At 74.6% G+C, this 15,742-nt stretch carries 13 protein-coding genes; 6 read left to right on the top strand and 7 right to left on the bottom strand.

The genetic code is table 11. The features are described 5' to 3' along the window. Positions 1–159 precede the first annotated feature (159 nt). The 4 genes from C4U44_RS26205 to C4U44_RS26220 all read right to left on the bottom strand — a co-directional run bounded on the left by C4U44_RS26205 (position 160) and on the right by C4U44_RS26220 (position 4,303). A complete protein-coding gene (locus tag C4U44_RS26205; RefSeq protein WP_103888469.1) occupies positions 160–444 on the bottom strand; it encodes a dsRBD fold-containing protein in 285 nt (94 codons plus the stop codon). Between the two features lie 407 nt (positions 445–851). Beyond that, on the bottom strand, positions 852–2,084 hold the full coding sequence (efeB, locus tag C4U44_RS26210; RefSeq protein WP_103888470.1) for an iron uptake transporter deferrochelatase/peroxidase subunit: 1,233 nt from the start codon (positions 2,082–2,084) through the stop codon (positions 852–854). After that, the gene (locus C4U44_RS26215; RefSeq protein WP_103888471.1) at positions 2,081–3,277 is read right to left on the bottom strand and encodes an EfeM/EfeO family lipoprotein; all 1,197 of its coding nucleotides are present in this window, start codon (positions 3,275–3,277) and stop codon (positions 2,081–2,083) included. Before C4U44_RS26215 ends, efeB begins: the two co-directional genes overlap by 4 nt. 150 nt (positions 3,278–3,427) lie before the next feature. Beyond that, positions 3,428–4,303: an alkaline phosphatase family protein gene (locus tag C4U44_RS26220; RefSeq protein WP_103888472.1), complete on the bottom strand. Its 876-nt coding sequence runs from the start codon at positions 4,301–4,303 to the stop codon at positions 3,428–3,430. Between the two features lie 160 nt (positions 4,304–4,463). Between C4U44_RS26220 and C4U44_RS26225 the strand changes: the two genes are divergently transcribed. After that, the gene (locus C4U44_RS26225; RefSeq protein ID WP_103888473.1) at positions 4,464–5,918 is read left to right on the top strand and encodes an aminotransferase-like domain-containing protein; all 1,455 of its coding nucleotides are present in this window, start codon (positions 4,464–4,466) and stop codon (positions 5,916–5,918) included. 43 nt (positions 5,919–5,961) lie between these two features. Here C4U44_RS26225 and C4U44_RS26230 read toward each other — a convergent pair whose 3' ends face one another. Next, the gene (locus C4U44_RS26230) at positions 5,962–6,906 is read right to left on the bottom strand and encodes a patatin-like phospholipase family protein (protein ID WP_103888474.1); all 945 of its coding nucleotides are present in this window, start codon (positions 6,904–6,906) and stop codon (positions 5,962–5,964) included. A 508-nt stretch (positions 6,907–7,414) separates the two neighbouring features. Between C4U44_RS26230 and C4U44_RS41630 the strand changes: the two genes are divergently transcribed. The 4 genes from C4U44_RS41630 to C4U44_RS26245 all read left to right on the top strand — a co-directional run bounded on the left by C4U44_RS41630 (position 7,415) and on the right by C4U44_RS26245 (position 9,620). After that, positions 7,415–7,591 (top strand): hypothetical protein, encoded by a 177-nt coding sequence (locus tag C4U44_RS41630; protein WP_160145099.1) that lies wholly within the window; start codon positions 7,415–7,417, stop codon positions 7,589–7,591. 94 nt (positions 7,592–7,685) lie between these two features. After that, entirely contained in the window at positions 7,686–8,096 is a 411-nt protein-coding gene (locus C4U44_RS26235) for a GntR family transcriptional regulator (RefSeq protein ID WP_103888475.1), read from the top strand. Next, the gene (locus tag C4U44_RS26240; protein ID WP_103888476.1) at positions 8,086–9,006 is read left to right on the top strand and encodes an ABC transporter ATP-binding protein; all 921 of its coding nucleotides are present in this window, start codon (positions 8,086–8,088) and stop codon (positions 9,004–9,006) included. Before C4U44_RS26235 ends, C4U44_RS26240 begins: the two co-directional genes overlap by 11 nt. Further along, on the top strand, positions 9,003–9,620 hold the full coding sequence (locus C4U44_RS26245; protein WP_103888477.1) for an ABC-2 transporter permease: 618 nt from the start codon (positions 9,003–9,005) through the stop codon (positions 9,618–9,620). Before C4U44_RS26240 ends, C4U44_RS26245 begins: the two co-directional genes overlap by 4 nt. 1 nt (position 9,621) lies before the next feature. On the opposite strand, the gene C4U44_RS26250 is transcribed toward C4U44_RS26245, so the two are convergent. Both C4U44_RS26250 and C4U44_RS26255 read right to left on the bottom strand, forming a co-directional pair. Continuing rightward, a complete protein-coding gene (locus tag C4U44_RS26250) occupies positions 9,622–12,108 on the bottom strand; it encodes a glycoside hydrolase family 65 protein (protein WP_103888478.1) in 2,487 nt (828 codons plus the stop codon). After that, positions 12,105–12,776, bottom strand: coding sequence for a helix-turn-helix domain-containing protein (locus tag C4U44_RS26255; protein ID WP_103888479.1), 672 nt, complete (start codon positions 12,774–12,776; stop codon positions 12,105–12,107). The genes C4U44_RS26250 and C4U44_RS26255 overlap by 4 nt, the downstream gene beginning before the upstream one ends. Before the next feature lie 379 nt (positions 12,777–13,155). Between C4U44_RS26255 and C4U44_RS26260 the strand changes: the two genes are divergently transcribed. Next, positions 13,156–15,672, top strand: a complete 2,517-nt coding sequence (locus tag C4U44_RS26260) for a SpoIIE family protein phosphatase (RefSeq protein ID WP_103888480.1) — start codon at positions 13,156–13,158, stop codon at positions 15,670–15,672. Positions 15,673–15,742 lie beyond the last annotated feature (70 nt).

Consider the following 15,742-nt stretch of genomic DNA (forward strand, 5'->3'; position numbering starts at 1 on the left):
CCGGCTGGCCGGGCCGGGGCCGACCCCGGCGCTGCCGCCGGTGACGACTACCGTGCGTGCGGTCTCCGGGCCGATCGTCGCGCAGGCTCCCACCCGCCGCCCGGGGCGTCCCGTTCCTCGTCGGCGGGGCGCCCCGGCGGGTGTTGGGGCCGCGGCGGGTCAGCGCAGCTCGCGCTGCGCGTTCTCGGCCGCGTCGGTGGCACCCGCTCCCAGCAGCCGCTTGCCCAGGTCGAGCAGGGCGCGCCCGGCGGCGTACTCGTCCCCGATCTCGGGGGCCGGCGGGTCGTGCGGGTTGCGGTGCGCGGTGGTCCGGCTGACCAGCTTGCGGTCACCCGTGTCGAGGGTCGCGCGCACCTCGGTGGCGTCCTGGTCCTCCTCGACGATGTCCATCTGCAGGGTCCATGTCCTGGTGCGGCCTTCCGCGGCCGCCTTCTCCTGGGTCATGGCGATGTCCGCCTTCCGATTGCCGTGCGTGCGGGGGCACGGGTTGCCGGGCCGTGGTCCCCGCTTCTTCTCAGGGCCCCTGCACGGGTGGCGCCGCGGTGGTGCGGACGACGGCGCGCGTACCGGCGGCCCCACCACACCGGCCGGGACGCGGGTGGCCGCCCCTCCGGCCGGGGTGGGAGTGCCGTCGCGCCGCGCCGAGGCACACAGGGCCAGCGGTGCGACCTCCGCGGGGGACCCACCTCACCTTTCATCATCCGCCCACCGGCGGGATCCCGCTTGTGCGGCGCGGTCCCGCCGGGGTGGAGGTCGGCGGACGCACGGCGGCGCAGGCCCTCGCGGGGCCCGCTCGACCGCGCCGCCCCCCCGCGACACGGCTCCCACCCCGCGCGGGCGGACCGCTCCCGTCAGGCGAGCAGGCCCGAGCCGAGCCGGTCGGAGGCGCCCCGCACGCCCGGCAGCGCGAAGAAGTAGCCGCCGCCCGTCGGCTGGATGTAATCCACCAGCGGCTCCCCGGCCAGCCGGTCCTGGACCGCCCGGAACTGCCGCGCCACGTCCTGCTGGTAGCAGCAGAAGATGAGGCCGACGTCGAGGTCGCCGACCGCGTCCAGGCCGCGGTCGTAGTTGTAGCCGCGGCGCAGCATCCGCTGGTCCGCGGTGGCCCTGTCGCGCGGGTTGGCAAGCCGGATGTGCGCGTCGAGCGGGATCACGTGGCCCTGCGGGTCGGCCGGGTAGTCGGGCGTGTCGGACTCCCGCGCCCCGTCGAGGGGCGCGCCCGAGTCGCGCCGCCGCCCGATCATCGTCTCCTGCTCCCGCAGCGACACCCGGTCCCAGAACTCGACCAGCATCCGGATGATCCGGACGACCTGGTACGAGCCGCCCTCGGTCCAGGCCGGCTCGCCGCCCGCGCCGCCGCGGGTCCACACCAGGGCGTCGGCGACGTCCGGCCGGGCCACGTCCGGGTTGCCGGTGCCGTCCATGAAGCCGAGCTGGTTGCGCGCGGTGCCGGCCGGGCGGGGCTCGGCGTGGAAGCCGTCGGCCTTCCACAGCGGCCGTATCGCGGCGCGGGTGTGCCGGGTGATGTCCCGCAGCGCGTGCATCACCGTGTCCCGCGAGTCGGCGCAGATCTGCAGCGACAGGTCGCCGTGCACCTCCGTGGAGCCCGCGAGGTGGTCGTCGGGGAAGACCGGCATCTTCGTGAGCCGGGCCGGCCGGCGGGCGGCGAGCCCGTAGCGGTCGTCGAATAGCGACGCGCCCACGCCGACGGTGACCGTCAGCCCGTCGGGCGGCAGCGCCGGGCCGAGCGTGCCGCTGTCGGTCGGCACGGAGGCGACGTCCGTGGCCGGGACCGGCCCGCCCGAGGTCAGCAGGCGCACCCGCTCGGTCAGCGTGCCGAACAGCTCCCGCAGCGCCTCCCGGTCCGGCGCGACGACCTGGAACGACACGAAGGTGGCGGCAGCCTGCTGCGGGGTGACGATGCCCGCCTGGTGGACTCCCTCGAAGGGGACGACGCGCCCGGACGCGCTCCCGTCCTGGCCGGCGGCGTCCGCCAGCCGGAACCCGCCGAACGCGGCCGCGCCCGCGGCCCCGACCGTGGCGCCGCGCAGGAAGCCGCGGCGGCCGAGCGGCCCGGGGTTCACGCGGACGTCCGCGGGGCGAGCAGGTCGGGCACCGAGGACAACTGCTCCAGCAGCGCCCCGAGATCGCCGTCGAGGCGGGCCCGCCGGGCGGCGTCCGGCCGCGGCGGCCGCAGGTCCGCGGTCACCTGTGCCAGCCCGCCGCGGATCGCCCGCAGCAGCGCCGGGTCGCGCGGCGCGATCAGCGGCGCGAGGACGGAGACCACCTCGGCGGTCCCCTCGACGTTGGCGCCGAGGGTGGCCAGGGTGGTGCCGCTGCCGTAGTCGGCGGCACCGGTCAGCTGGAACTGCAAGGCGTTCTCCAGGATCTCGTGGGCCCGCAGGGGAAGGTCGCCGGGGTCGATCTCCTCGCTGGGGAAGTCCGCGGTCAGCTTGCGGACGTCGTCGACCAGCCGCCGCGTCAGCGGCCGCAGCGCGCCGGCGGTGCGGCCGTGCCACAGGCCGTACTCGATGGCGTGGAACCCGGTCCAGTCCGGGTCGTGCACCGCGCCGGGCAGGCCGTCGGCGGTGCCGTCGAGGGCCGCGTCGAAGTCGCCGAAGGAGTTGTAGGCCGCGCCCAGACGCTCGTAGTCCAGATGCGCCGGCAGCCAGTCCCGCCGGGCCGCGGCCAGGTCGCCGCGGGCGACGTCGGCGTCGAGGGCGCGGGCCCCCTCCGCCAGCCGGGGCAGCGCCGCCTTCAGCCAGGCGCGGTAGGCGGTGACCGGCGCGGTCATCGCGAGGTCCGGCAGTGGCCGGTAGCCGGCGACGGCGCCGGTCGTGCGGCCGGACAGCGCCATGGGGTGCGAGACGCGCACCGCTCCGTCGGAGAAGACGCAGCGCAGCGTGTAGCGGCCGGCCGCCAGCGTGGTGGACAGCGGCTGCGTGCCGGCCGGCGCGATCCAGGGGATCTCGGCGTACACCTTCCGGCCGCTCGGGTCGGTCAGGTAGACGGCGACGAAGTTCGGGGCGCGGTCGGTCACGCGGAAGGAGACCGGGCCGGCGGGCCCGCGCGCGGGCGGGCTGCCGCAGCCGGCGGCGTCGACGCCGATCCGGCCGCCGGGCACGCGGTGGCCCGCGACGGCAGGTCCGGCGCCCGCCGCGGTCGCGGCCAGGACGAGGGCGAGCACCCCTGCCCGCGCCCGGAGCCGCAGCCGCGGCGGGGGGCGGCGTTGGGGGTCCGCGGCGGTGGACGGCGGGTTCGGCGTGGCTTCGCCCATGGAGTGGGGCGCTTCCTCTCCGGGAACGGGCGGCCGGGCGGCGCACCGGGGGGGATCGGGGGCGAGGATGCCCGGCCCGCACGCGACGGGCGTGCGGGCCGGGCGGGTTACCGGTGGGGCAGCGGGGGATGCCGGGTGAACGGCGCCAGGTCAGTTCCAGATGTCGGTGACCGGCGCCGCGCTCGCGCTGGAACCGACCTTGGCCAGGCCGTAGAACTGCTCCAGCGTGGACAGCACGTTGTAGTGGCTGACGGACTCGCTGTAGTGGCCGGTCTTCACGCCCGCGCCGACGAACAGCGTCGGGATCTGGTTGTTCTCGGTGTAGTCGTCCTCGTCCCAGGTGACGATCAGCAGGCTGTTGTTGGCCTTCGCCCAGGTCGCGTAGGCCGACATCTTGCTCTTCAGCCAGGTGTCGGCCTGCGTGATGGTGCCGTCGTGCATGTCGTCCTTGAGGTTCGGGATGACGAACGAGACGGTCGGCAGCGTGCTGTAGTCGGTCGGGAAGGAGGTGAACGGCACCGAGTCGGCGGTCGGTACGTTGCTGAAGTTGATCCACGGCGAGTGCTTGCGGGCGTAGCTGCCGGAGCTGCAGGTCGTCGAGCCGGTGCTCGGCAGGCCCTCGGAGTAGCCCTTGAACGTCTTCCCGGAGGCGAGGAGTTCGGAGCCGAGGTTGGCCTGGGCGCCCTCGTTGACCGGGCAGGTGTCGGCGCTCAGCCCGTACGTGCTGCCGGCGAACAGCGCCATGTAGTTCGGCTCGCTGGGGTGGGTCACGCCGAACGACCCGGTGAGCAGGGCGCCTTGCGAGGCCAGCTGGTTCATGTACGGAGCGCTGGAGGTGTTGCCGATGATGTCGGCGTAGGAGTGGTTCTCCTCCATCACGACCACGACGTGCGAGGGAGTGGGGATCGAACTGGCCACCGTCTGGACCGGCTTGCTGTCGCTGTGCGGGTACAGGGTGGCGGTGACCAGACCGGCCGCCGCGAGGGCGGCGGCGAACGGGAGGGCGAAACGCGGACCGAGGCGCATCGGTTCTCCAAGGGCACGAAGGGGGAGCGCGGGCGCTCCCCATGACACACCCGCTTGTTGCTGTACCGTCAATATGAGGGTGGCCGCGGGATGAACAGCCCGCCATGATGCGGTCATGCCGCCGCGCCCACGTGCCCTGGTAGTGCTACCCTGAATCCTCGTGAACGACGGTAGCAGTGCGGACGTCCTCGCCGGCAACCTGCGCGGCGAGCTGCAGCGCTACGCGCCGGGGGAGAAGCTGCCGTCCAGCCGGGACCTGAGGGAGCGCTTCGGGGTGAGCCCGGCCACCGTCTCGCGGGCCGTGGCCCAACTCGCCGCGGAGGGACTGGTGGTCACCCGGCCCGGCGCCGGCGCCTTCCGTGCGCAGCCCAGCGCCGGCGGCACCAGGGCGGTCGACACCTCCTGGCAGCAGATCGCGCTGACCGCCGAGGACCAGCAGCACGCCGAGCCCGCTCCCCGGACCGTCGACGCCTCCGGGATCGTCGCGGCCCTGGAGGTCCCGCCCCCCGGGGTGATCGCCTTCAACGGCGGCTACCTGCACCCCTCGATGCAGCCCGAGCAGGCCCTGTCCGCCGCGTTCGCCCGTGCCGCCCGCCGCCCCGGTGCGTGGGGGCGGCCGCCGTTCGAGGGGCTGACCGAGCTGCGCGCCTGGTTCGCCCGCGACGTGGGCGGACCCGCCGGGGGCATCACCCCCGCGCAGGTGCTCGTCACCGCGGGCGGTCAGGCGGCGCTCACCACCGCGCTGCGCGCCCTCGCGCCGCCGGGATCCCCGGTCCTGGTGGAGTCCCCGACCTATCCCGGTGTGCTGGCCGCCGCCAGGGCCGGCGGGCTGCGCCCGGTGCCGGTGCCCGTGGACGACGACGGGGTCCGCCCCGACCTGCTCGCCGACGCCTTCGGTGCCACCGGCGCCCGGGTCTTCTACTGCCAGCCGCTCTTCCACAACCCGACCGGCGTGGTGCTGTCCGCCGGGCGCCGCCGCCGGATCGCCGAGATCGCGCACGCGGCCGGCGCGTTCATCGTCGAGGACGACTTCGCCCGCCGCCTCGGCCACGGCGGGCGGCTCCCGCAACCGCTGGTGGTGGACGACCCGTTCGGCAGCGTCGTCCACGTCAGCTCGCTGACCAAACCCACGTCGCCCAGCCTGCGGGTCGGCGCGCTCGTCGCCCGCGGCCCGGTCCTGGAGCGGCTGCGTGCGATCCAGGTCGTCGACAGCTTCTTCGTGCCCCGCCCGCTCCAGGAGGCCACCCTGGAGCTGGTCGGAACCCCGGCCTGGCCGCGGCATCTGCGGGCCATCACCACCGGCCTGCGCGAGCGCCGCGACGCCGTGCTCGCCGCGCTCCACCGCGACCTGCCCCGCCTCGCGCCCGGCGTCCGGGCCCCGGTCGGCGGCTACCACCTGTGGATCCGGCTCCCCGACGGCACCGACGAGACGGCGCTGACCGCCGCCTGCCTGCGGGCCGGCGTCGCCGTCTCCCCGGGCCGCCCCTTCTTCGCGGCCGAGGCGCCGGCCCCCTACCTCCGGATCAGCTACGCCGACACCGCCGGCACCGACGAGATCACCCAGGGCGTCCGACGTATCGCCGAGGCGTGCGCCGCCAACGGCGTCCCCGCGTAGGGGATTTCCAGCGCGTCCGGGGCGAACCCGCCGCGGGCCGGCCTCAATCCGTGACCAGGGGCGCCTCGACGCAACCGGCCAGCGCGTTCCACGCCGCCTGCCGGCCGGTGTCGACGGCCGCGCGCAGCGGGCCCGGCCGCCGCTCGGTCCGGCCGATCCGCACGCTGCCGACCGGCGGGCGGATCTGCAGCGCCGCGGGGTGCGAGGCCAGCAGCCGTTCCTCCTCCGCCCGGACCGCCACGCGGTGCAGCCACGGCTCGGCCGCCCCCGGCGCGTGCCGGGTGAACCACCGGGACAGCAGCAGGCGTTCGCCGCGCGAGGGGGCCGACGCCGTCTCGTCCGTACGCCGGGTGCGCAGCGCGACGATGTGTGTGGCCTGCTGGGCGAGCGCGGTGCGGACGGGGACCGCCTCGCTCAGCCCGGCGTCGACGAAGGTCCGCCCGTCGATCCCGATCGGGCCACCCGCGAGCAGCGGCATCGCGGTCGACGCGCGGAGCGCGGCCTGGACGTCCGCCCGGTCGCTGATCCCCCCGTGCAGATCGACGGCCTGACCGGTGAGGGCGTCGGTGGCGACGGGGTGGAATTCGACGGCGCTGTCGAGGATCTCCTGGAAACCCATCGGGACGATCTCGGTGTAGAGGGTGTGGACGAGGAAGCGGGTGTCGACGACCGGTCTGCCGCGCAGCGCGCGCCGCGGATCGATCGTCGCCCGCATGATGGTCGGATCCCACCAGGCGTGCATGGTGCTCTCGGCGCGCCCGCACAGCAGCCACGCGGCGCTCAGCGCGCCGGCCGAACTCCCGTAGACGGCGTCGAACATCGGCAGCAGTCCCAGTTGTTCGACGGCGACCGTCATGCCGCTCGAATAGGCGCCGCGGGAACTCCCGCCCTCGATCAGCAGGACCAGGCGCGCGTCGTCGCGGCGATGCCCGGGGGAACTGCCCTGGCGCCGGCGGTCGCGCAGCAGTTCCAGGACGGTGCCGGTCACCGGTGCCCGCCCGGGCGGGGGCGGAGGGTGCGGATCTGCCCGGCGCCCGCGGCGTGAGCGGCGGTCCTGTCGTCGCGGTCGCCCGCGCGCCGGTGGCGGCGGTCGGGAAGAACGGTGATCGGCGTCAAGGAAATTCTCCTCGTGCGGAATCGCACCGGCGGCGAGTGGAAGGAGCACTTTTCCAGCGGAATGAGGCAGCGCTTCAACGCGCGGGTCGGGGCAACTCGGTTCCATGGTGGGCGAAACGAAAGATCGCCCGGTGGGCGCGAGGCGGTTCCTACTGGACGGTAACCTCGCTCTCCCAGTCTCGGCCAGGGAATTGCTACTGTCAAATATCCGAGAATTGCCCAGGAAATGGGTATCGCTACTCGCGGCACGGCGATAGCGGTAGCGGAGGGCGGGCGATCCGCCCGCCCGGACCCGTCGCGGTGTTCGTTGCGCCGAATTCCGGCGCCCGGGGGTGCGGCGCGGCAGGATGGCGAGCACATCGCGACGAGAGGGGGAAGCCGTGAAGCGCACCGTGCGTCTCTGGCTCGGCATTGCGCTGGCGTTCCTGGCGGTCGGCGGCATCGTAGGGGCGTTCCTCGGCGGGGCGGCCACGACCGCCCGCCTGGGCAGCGGCGTCTTCGGCGCCCTGTTCGCCTACCTCGCCCTGCGGGTGTGGGGCCGGGCCGACCGGCGCTGACGGATGCGGGCGCCCGTGGGCGGGCGCCGACTGTCCGTACCGTGCCAACTGTATATAGTGCGTAAGTACAGTTGGGGAGGAACGGAGGACTGTCATGCGTGTCGTGTTGTCCAACAGCAGCGGCGTGCCGCTCTACCGGCAGATCAAGGAGCAGATCGGCGCGGCCGTCCTGGCGGGGGACCTCGCGGAAGGCGCCACCCTTCCCTCCGTCCGGGCCCTCGCCCGCGATCTGCGGATCAGCATCATCACCACCAACCGCGCCTACACCGAGCTGGCCGCCGAGGGGTTCATCGGCACCGTGCCCGGCAAGGGCGCGTACGTCCTGCCGCTGGACTCCGCGCTCGTCCGCGAGCAACTCCTGCGCCAGGTCGAGGAAGGACTGCAGACCGCGCTGGACGCCGGGCGGCAGGCCGGCCTGGACCGAGGCCAACTCCTCGAGATCCTCGACGGGTTGATGCAGTCCGAGCCCGACCGCACCCCGGGAGGGCCGGCCCGTGACGAGTGACCTGGCCTTCGCCCTGCGCTCCGTCGGCTGCGCGGTCGGCGGCGGCTTCGCGCTCCGGGACGTCAGCTTCGAACTGCCCACCGGTTACGTCATGGGCCTGATCGGCGCGAACGGCGCCGGCAAGACGACGATGATCCGCTGCCTGCTGGGCATGCGCGCCATCGAGACCGGCGAGGCAGAACTGCTCGGCCGGCGCGTTCCCGGGCCGGTCGAGCTGCGCCAGGACATCGGGGTGGTCCTCGACCACACCGCCCTGGTGGGCGACTGGCGGCTGACCGAGGTGGAACGGACGCTGCGGCCCTTCTACGACCGGTGGGACGGCGCGCGGTACCGGCACTTCCTCGACGAGTTCGGCCTGGACCCGCGTGCGAGGGTCAGGGACCTGTCCCGCGGCATGGCCATGAAACTCGTGATCGCGGTGGCCCTGTCGCACCACGCGCGGCTGCTCGTCCTCGACGAGCCGACCAGCGGCCTGGACCCCGTGGCCCGGGACGAACTCGCCGGCATCATCGGGGACTTCCTGCTCGACGAGGAGCACAGCGTGCTGTTCTCCACCCACATCACCGCCGACCTGGACCGCATCGGCGACTACGTGACGCTCGTGCACCGCGGGCGCGTCGTGCGGACCGGCCCCAAGGACGAGGTGCTGGACTCCTACCGGGTGGTGCGCGGCGGGCCGGACGACCTGGGGGGCACCGACGGCGCGGCCACCCTCGTCGGCGTCGAACTGATCGGCCTCCGGCGGACACCGGCCGGGGCGCAGGCACTCGTCCGCGCCGAGGAGGCGGACCTCCTCGACGCCGGGCTCCTCGTCGAGCGGCCGACGCTGGAGGAGATCGCCCTCCACATCGGATCGGAGCCGAGCGGACCCGTGGGACGACGCGGCGGCCGGAGCGGGGCGATCGCGTGACCGCCGTCGCCCGCGTGGCCGTGCTGCACCTGCGCACCGTCGCGCCGTACCGGACCCAGGGCCTGCTGGTGTGCGGCATGCTGTTCCTGGTGCTCGCCCGCAATCCCGCCGGTGTCGTGCCCTCGCTGGCGCTGCTGCTCGCCCCGCTGATCGCCGTCCATCCCTTCGTGGTCGCCGACAAGGCACGCCTGGAGACCCTGTACGCCGTCCTGCCGGTCTCGCGCCGCGCGCTGGTGCTCGGGCACTACGCCTGGTCGCTGGCGTGCTTCGTCGCCACCGCCGCCACGGGCACCGTGCTGGCGGAGGTGCTCGCGCGGATCGAGGACGTGTCCTACGGCGGTCGCACCCTGGCGACGATCCTGACGGTGTCCTGGCTGCTGTTCGCCGTCAACATCGCCGTCCAGCTGCCGCTGCTGATGTGGTTCGGGTACGCCCGGGTCAGCGTGCTGGGCACCACCATGCCGCTGGCGCTGGTCATGGTGGCCGTCCTGCGCCTGCACCTCACCCTCGGCTGGGTGCGGGACCGGCCCGCCGTGCTGTGGTTCGCCGGCGTTGCCCTCCTGACGGCGTCCGCGACGCTCGCGGCGAAGGCCCCGCCCGGGCCGCGGACCTAGATCAGGCGGGGCCACGGCGCGCCGTGGGGGGAAGGGGGATCGTGGCCTCCGTCCCGGGGCGGACCAGGTGCGTCCGTCCGCCCATCACGAGGCGGACCGGGCCCTGGTCGGAGTCCGGAACCCGTACGCGCAGGTGACCGGAGTGCAGGGAGAGCTCCACGTCCCAGTGGCCCTGGTAGCGCAGCGAGAGATGACACGGTGACATGCCAGTCATCTCGGGCAGCGGTGCGGGGTCCAGCAGCAGGGCGCCGCCGCGTGGTTCGAGACCGGTCAGGCCGCGCTGGACCAGGTCGAGGGTGCCGCCCATGGCGCCCAGGTGGATGCCCTCGCCGGTGGTGCCGCCCTGGAGGTCGGCCACGTCGCTGAGCAGCGACTCCTGCACGTAGCTCCATGCCTCGGCCCGGCGGCAGCGTGCCAGCACCCATCCGTGGACCAGCTCGCTGAGCGTGGAGCCGTGGCTGGTGCGGGCCAGGTAGTGGTCGACGGTGGCGGTCCAGGTCTCCTCGTCGAGCCGGTGGCCCAAGCGGGCCATGAGCGCGGCCAGTTCGGTCCTCGGGAACAGGTAGCCGAGCATCAGGACGTCGGCCTGTTTGGACGCCTGATAGCGGTTGGTGCTGTCCCCCTCGGCCTCCAGGATGCGATCGAGGCGGCGGATGTCGCCGTACCGGGCGCGGTAGGCCGCCCAGTCCAGCTCGGCCAGCTCGCCGTAGCCCTCGAACTGGCTGATGACGCCCTGGTGGAAGGGCACCCGCAGGCGCCGGGAGACGTCCTCCCAGCGCTCCAGCTCCGCGCTGTCCACGGCGGTGCGCTCGAACAGCTCGTCCCGGCGCGGCGCGGGAAGCATGCCGGCCACCTCCCGCGCCCGGCACAGCACCCACGCGGCGGTGACGTTGGTGTAGGCGTTGTCGTCGATGCCGGGTCCGGCCGCGCCCGGATAGGCGTCGTGGTACTCGTCGGGGCCGACGATTCCGGTGATGCGGTACCTGCCGTACGCGGCGTCCCACCGCGCGGTGTGCGCCCAGAACCGCGCGATCCGGAACAGCATCTCGGCGCCCTGCGCGTGCAGGAAGGCCGTGTCGCCGCTGGCCTGGTAGTAGTGCCAGACGTTGTACGCCACCGCCGAGCCGACGTGGTGCTGGAGCCGGGAACGGTCCGGCAGCCAGCGCCCGGAGCGGGGGTTCAGGTGCAGGCGCTGGGTCTCCTCGCGCCCGTCGCTGCCGCTCTGCCAGGGGTACATGGCGCCCACCCGGCCCGCGTCGGCGGCGGCGCGGCAGGCGGCGCCGAGCCTGCGGTACCGGTACATCAGGAGCGCGCGCGAGACCTCGGGAAGGTGCAGGTCGAGGTAGGGCAGGACGAACAGCTCGTCCCAGAAGACGTGCCCGCGGTACGCCTCCCCGTGCAGGCCCCGGGCCGGGACGCCGACGTCCAGGCCCGCCGTGTGCGAGGAGAGCGTCTGGAGCACGTGGAACTGGTGCAGCCGCAGCACGTGCCCGGCCCGGCCGGGCACGTCCGATCCGGCGCGCCGCCACAGCCGGTGCCACGCCGCCGTGTGCGCGCCGAGCAGGGCGCCGAAGCCGCCGGCCCGCGCGGCGCGCGACAGCGCCGCGTCCAGCGGGTTGCCGATGGCGGTGTCCCGCGAGGTGTGCAGCGCGACCACCTTCTCCACGGTCACCGGCCGGCCGGGGCCGACCGGGACCGTCAGGCACAGCACCGGGCGCTCCTCGTCCCCGGCGTGCGCGACCTCGCGCGGCCGGCCGCTCGTGACCCGGGTACGGCAGGCGAGGGCGACGCGGATGTCGGAGGAGGCGGTGCGGCAGCTCAGCGACACCGTGTCCGGCGGGTGGAAACCGGCCTCGAGACCGGTCAGATGACGTCCGTTCAGGTCGCGGTAGCGCTCGACGCCGTCGTTGCGCACGCGGCCGTCCGGACCGGACTCGATCCGCACCTCGCCCGCCCAGCCCTCGGCGGCGATGCGCAGGCGCTGGGCCGCGAGGTGCGGGTCGCCCATGTGCACGAGGCGGGTCTCCTCCAGGGCGACCTGGCGGCCCGCAGCGTCACGCAGCCGCATCCTGCGCCGGAGCGTCCCCCGGCGCAGGTCCAGGACCTGCTCGTGGCCGAGGACGGAACAGGTGTCGGGCGAGAACCAGGCCCCGTCCGCGGCGCGTACCCGCAGCGGCAGCCAGTTCGGGAGGTTGACCATGTCCTCGTTCTCGACCTCGTGGCCGTCCACCTCGGAGACCAGCCGGTCGTAGCAGCCCGCGACGTAGGTGCCGGGGTGGTGGACCCGGTCCGCGACCGCCTCGGCGGCGGCCCCCCGGGTCGCGAAGTAGCCGTTGCCCAGGGTGCACAGGGCCTCCCGCAGCCGCTCCCGGGACGGGTCGTACCCCTCGTAGGCCCAGCTCCAGCCGGCCTGCGCCGGGGTGCGCTCCGTGACCGGGGTGCGGGGCGGGGGCGAGGCGCGCGGGTCGGGGTGGCGCGGCGGGCTCACAGCGCTCCGATACGGCGCCCGCTGACACTGTCGGGCCGGACCCGGATCCACGCCGGGCGGTCGCCGCCGGCCCAGGGCTCGACGATGCACTCCCGGGCGAGGCGGCGGACCTCCTCGGCGTCCTCGATGCGTTCCGCCGCGCCGGCCACGAGGACGCTCCAGCCGCCATGGGTGCGGTCGTCGATCCGGTCCACCTCGAAGGAGACCACCGTGCCGCCCTCCGGGGCCGCGGCACCTTGCAGCGCGGTGCGGTACACCACGGTCTTGGCGTCCACGGCGTAGTTGACGGGGAACGCCACCGGTGCCGGCTCGGCCGGGAGGATCACCCGGCCCACGCCCTGCGGTCCCAGCCGGTCCCAGCACTCCGCCTCGGTCAGCCGGGTGAGCACCGGCCGCGGCGCCCCGCCCGCCTGCCCCGGCGGCGGGTCGGCCCGTCCTTCGAGCAGCTCCTGCGTGGTCGTGCCCAGCGCCGCCGCGACGCGGTACAGCGCCTGCGGGTCGAAGTCCGTCCCCACCGCGGCCAGTTGCCGCAGATAGCGGGTGGACATGCCCGCCTGCTGCGCCACGGCCTCCTCGGTCAGGCCCAGTTGGCGGATACGGTCGGTGATACGGCGCCAGAGCAGGCCCGGATCGGAGGCGTGCGTCTCAGGACCGACGTTCCCTTCCACGCCCTCTCCTCTCTCGTGGGCTCCCCTCGGGCTCTCTCCGCCGGCTCGCCTCGGGCCGGGAGCCGTGCCAGGAGGTCACCGCGCGGGACGGCCCGTGCCGTGGCGGCATCGGGGGAACGCGACGGCCGCCTGCGGGGCGGGCGCGTGTCCTCACCCCGTGGCCGTCCCCGTCCACCCAGCGTCGCGCACAACTCGGACCGCCGCCACGCGGCCGCGGCACCGGCCATCCGCGGGTTCGCGACCGGCGTCAGGGGGCCGTCCACCATGCGCGGAACGCCGTCTTCGAGGAGATTTGAGGAGAGCAGGGCGGGAGCGCAGACTGGAGGGGGTGGAGCGCGCGGGTCTGGATCTGCAAGCCCGGCACGGTGAAAGGGCGCCGATGGAACGGAACGCGGCAACGCCCGCCCCCGGCTCTGCCTCCCCCTCCGTGGAGGCGGCGGCCTCGCTGGACGGCCGGGGCATGGTGACCGGCTGGAGCGCGCGGGCACGCGAACTGCTCGGCTACGAGGCCGCGGAGACGGTCGGCGGGAGCGCGTCCCGCCTGCTCGCGGAGCCGGTTCCGGCCGGCATCCGGCGTTCCTGGGACGCCGGGGAGCCGTGGAGCGGCCCTCTCTCGCTCCGGCACCGTGACGGCGGCGACGTCCGGGTGCGGGTTGCCGCGCGCCCCCTGCTGGACGCGGGCGGGAACCCGCACTGGTACCTCACCGCGACCATGCGACTGCAGTGCGCGGCCGAGCAGCGCGGCGGGCCTCCCGAGCAGGACACCGCGGTGACCAAGCAGTGGGCGCTGGAGCAGCTGCCCCTGCCTTTCGCGCTCTACGACCGCAGGGGAGCGCGGCTCGCGCTCAACGACGCCAGCGTCCGCTCCCTCGGCATGCCCGAGCGGGATCTGCTCGGCGTCCGCATCGGCGACTACGGCCGGGACAGCCCGCTGAAGGAGCAGAAGTGGCTCGGCAAGGTGGTCGACCAGGTGTGGTCCAGCGGGGAGACGGTGCGCAAGGAGATGCACTTCCGCCGCGCCGGTGACCCGCGCGCCAGCGCCCTGCTGCTGCTCTTCTCGCCCGTCCTGGACCCCTCGGGGCGGATCTGCGCGGTCTCGCTGGCGTCGGTGGACATCACGGAGCAGGTCCGCGCCCGCCAGCGGCTGAGCATCCTGAACGAGGCCGGCCTGCGGATCGGCACGACCCTCGACCTGTCCCGGACCGCCGACGAGCTCGCGGTCGTGGGCACCGACCACTTCGCCGACTTCGTCGCCGTCGACCTCCTGGACGTCAGCCTGGTCGGCGACGACACGGACAAGGTGGCAGCCGACCCCGCCGCGCTGTTCCGCCGGGTCGCCCAGCGGTCCGTGAAGCCCGGCGTTCCCGAGGCGATCCATCCGGTCGGCGCCACGTACACCTACAAGCCGGTGTCCGCGGTGGCCCGCGCCGTACGCGACGGTCAGGGCGGGATCTACCACATCGACGCGGAGGCCCTGCGGTGGTGGTCGTCCACCGATCCGGCGCGCGGCCGGTCGCTGTCCGACCACGGCATCCACGACCTGATGACGGTCCCGCTGCGCGCGCGGGGCATCACGCTCGGGCTCGCGATCTTCTGCCGCCACCGCACCCCGGAGCCGTTCGACGAGGAGGACCTGCTGCTGGCGGAGGACCTCGCCGCCCGCGCGGCGGTCTCCATCGACAACGCGCGCCGCTACACCCGTGAACGCCGCGTCGCGCTCACCCTGCAGGGCAGCCTGCTGCCCGGGCGCGCCCGGGACCAGGTCGCCGTCGACATCGCGCACCGCTACCTGCCCGCCGATCCGAGCATCGGCGTCGGGGGCGACTGGTTCGACGTCATCCCGCTGTCCGGGGCGCGGGTCGGCCTCGTCGTCGGGGACGTGGTGGGCCACGGGATCCAGGCGTCCGCGACCATGGGCCGGCTGTGCACGGCGGTGCGGACGCTCGCGGACGTGGACCTGGCCCCCGACGAACTGCTGACCCAGCTCGACGACCTCGTGCTGCGTATGGCCGGCGAGGAGCGCGGCGGCGAGATGGCCGGCGGCGAAATGGCGGGCGGCGAGGTGGCCGGTGCCGCGGCGGCCGATGCCGTGGCCGACCTGAGCAGCGAGGTCGGGGCGACCTGCCTCTACGCGGTGTACGACCCGGTCACGCGGCGTTGCGCGATGGCCCGCGCCGGCCACCCCGCGCCGGTGCTCGCCACCCCGGACGGCGTGGTGAAGACCCTGGAACCTCCGGCCGGCCCGCCCCTGGGGCTGGGCGGCCTGCCGTTCGAGGTGGCGGAGTACGAACTGCCCGAGGGCAGCGTCCTGGCGCTCTACACCGACGGCCTCGTCGAGCGGAAGGACCGCGACGTGGGCACCGGGCAGCGGGTGCTGCGGGAGGTCCTCGGGCGGCCGCACCGCACCCTGGACGATGCCTGCGAGAGCTTGCTGGAGGCCCTGCGGCCCGATCTGCACACCGACGACGCGGCGCTGCTGCTCGTGCGCAGCCGCACCCTCAGCGAGGACCACGTCGCCTCCTGGGAGCTGACCGCCGAACCCGAGACGGTCGCCCACGCCCGCGAACTGACCCGTGACCGGCTGGAGGAATGGGGGCTGGGCGACATCGGCTTCATCGCCGAACTCGTGGTGAGCGAGCTCGTCACCAATGCCGTCCGCTACGGCCAACCGCCCATCCGGCTGCGGCTGATCCGCAACGACACGCTCATCTTCGAGGTGACCGACGGCAGCAGCACCACCCCCCACCTGCGCCGCGCGCGGGCGTACGACGAAGGCGGCCGCGGCCTCCTGATCGTCGCCCAGATGACGAACCGCTGGGGCTGCCGGAACACCGAGACCGGCAAGACCATCTGGGCCGAGCTGCCGATCGCCGAGGCGGACCCGCCGGCCCTCTGACCCGCACCGGGCCCGAGGCCCGGGCCCGCCCGCGCCTCGGCGCTTGGTGCCGTCGGGCGTTCTTCGGCCG

This window comes from Actinacidiphila yanglinensis (assembly GCF_900107965.1).
In the GTDB taxonomy this organism is placed as follows: domain Bacteria; phylum Actinomycetota; class Actinomycetes; order Streptomycetales; family Streptomycetaceae; genus Actinacidiphila; species Actinacidiphila yanglinensis.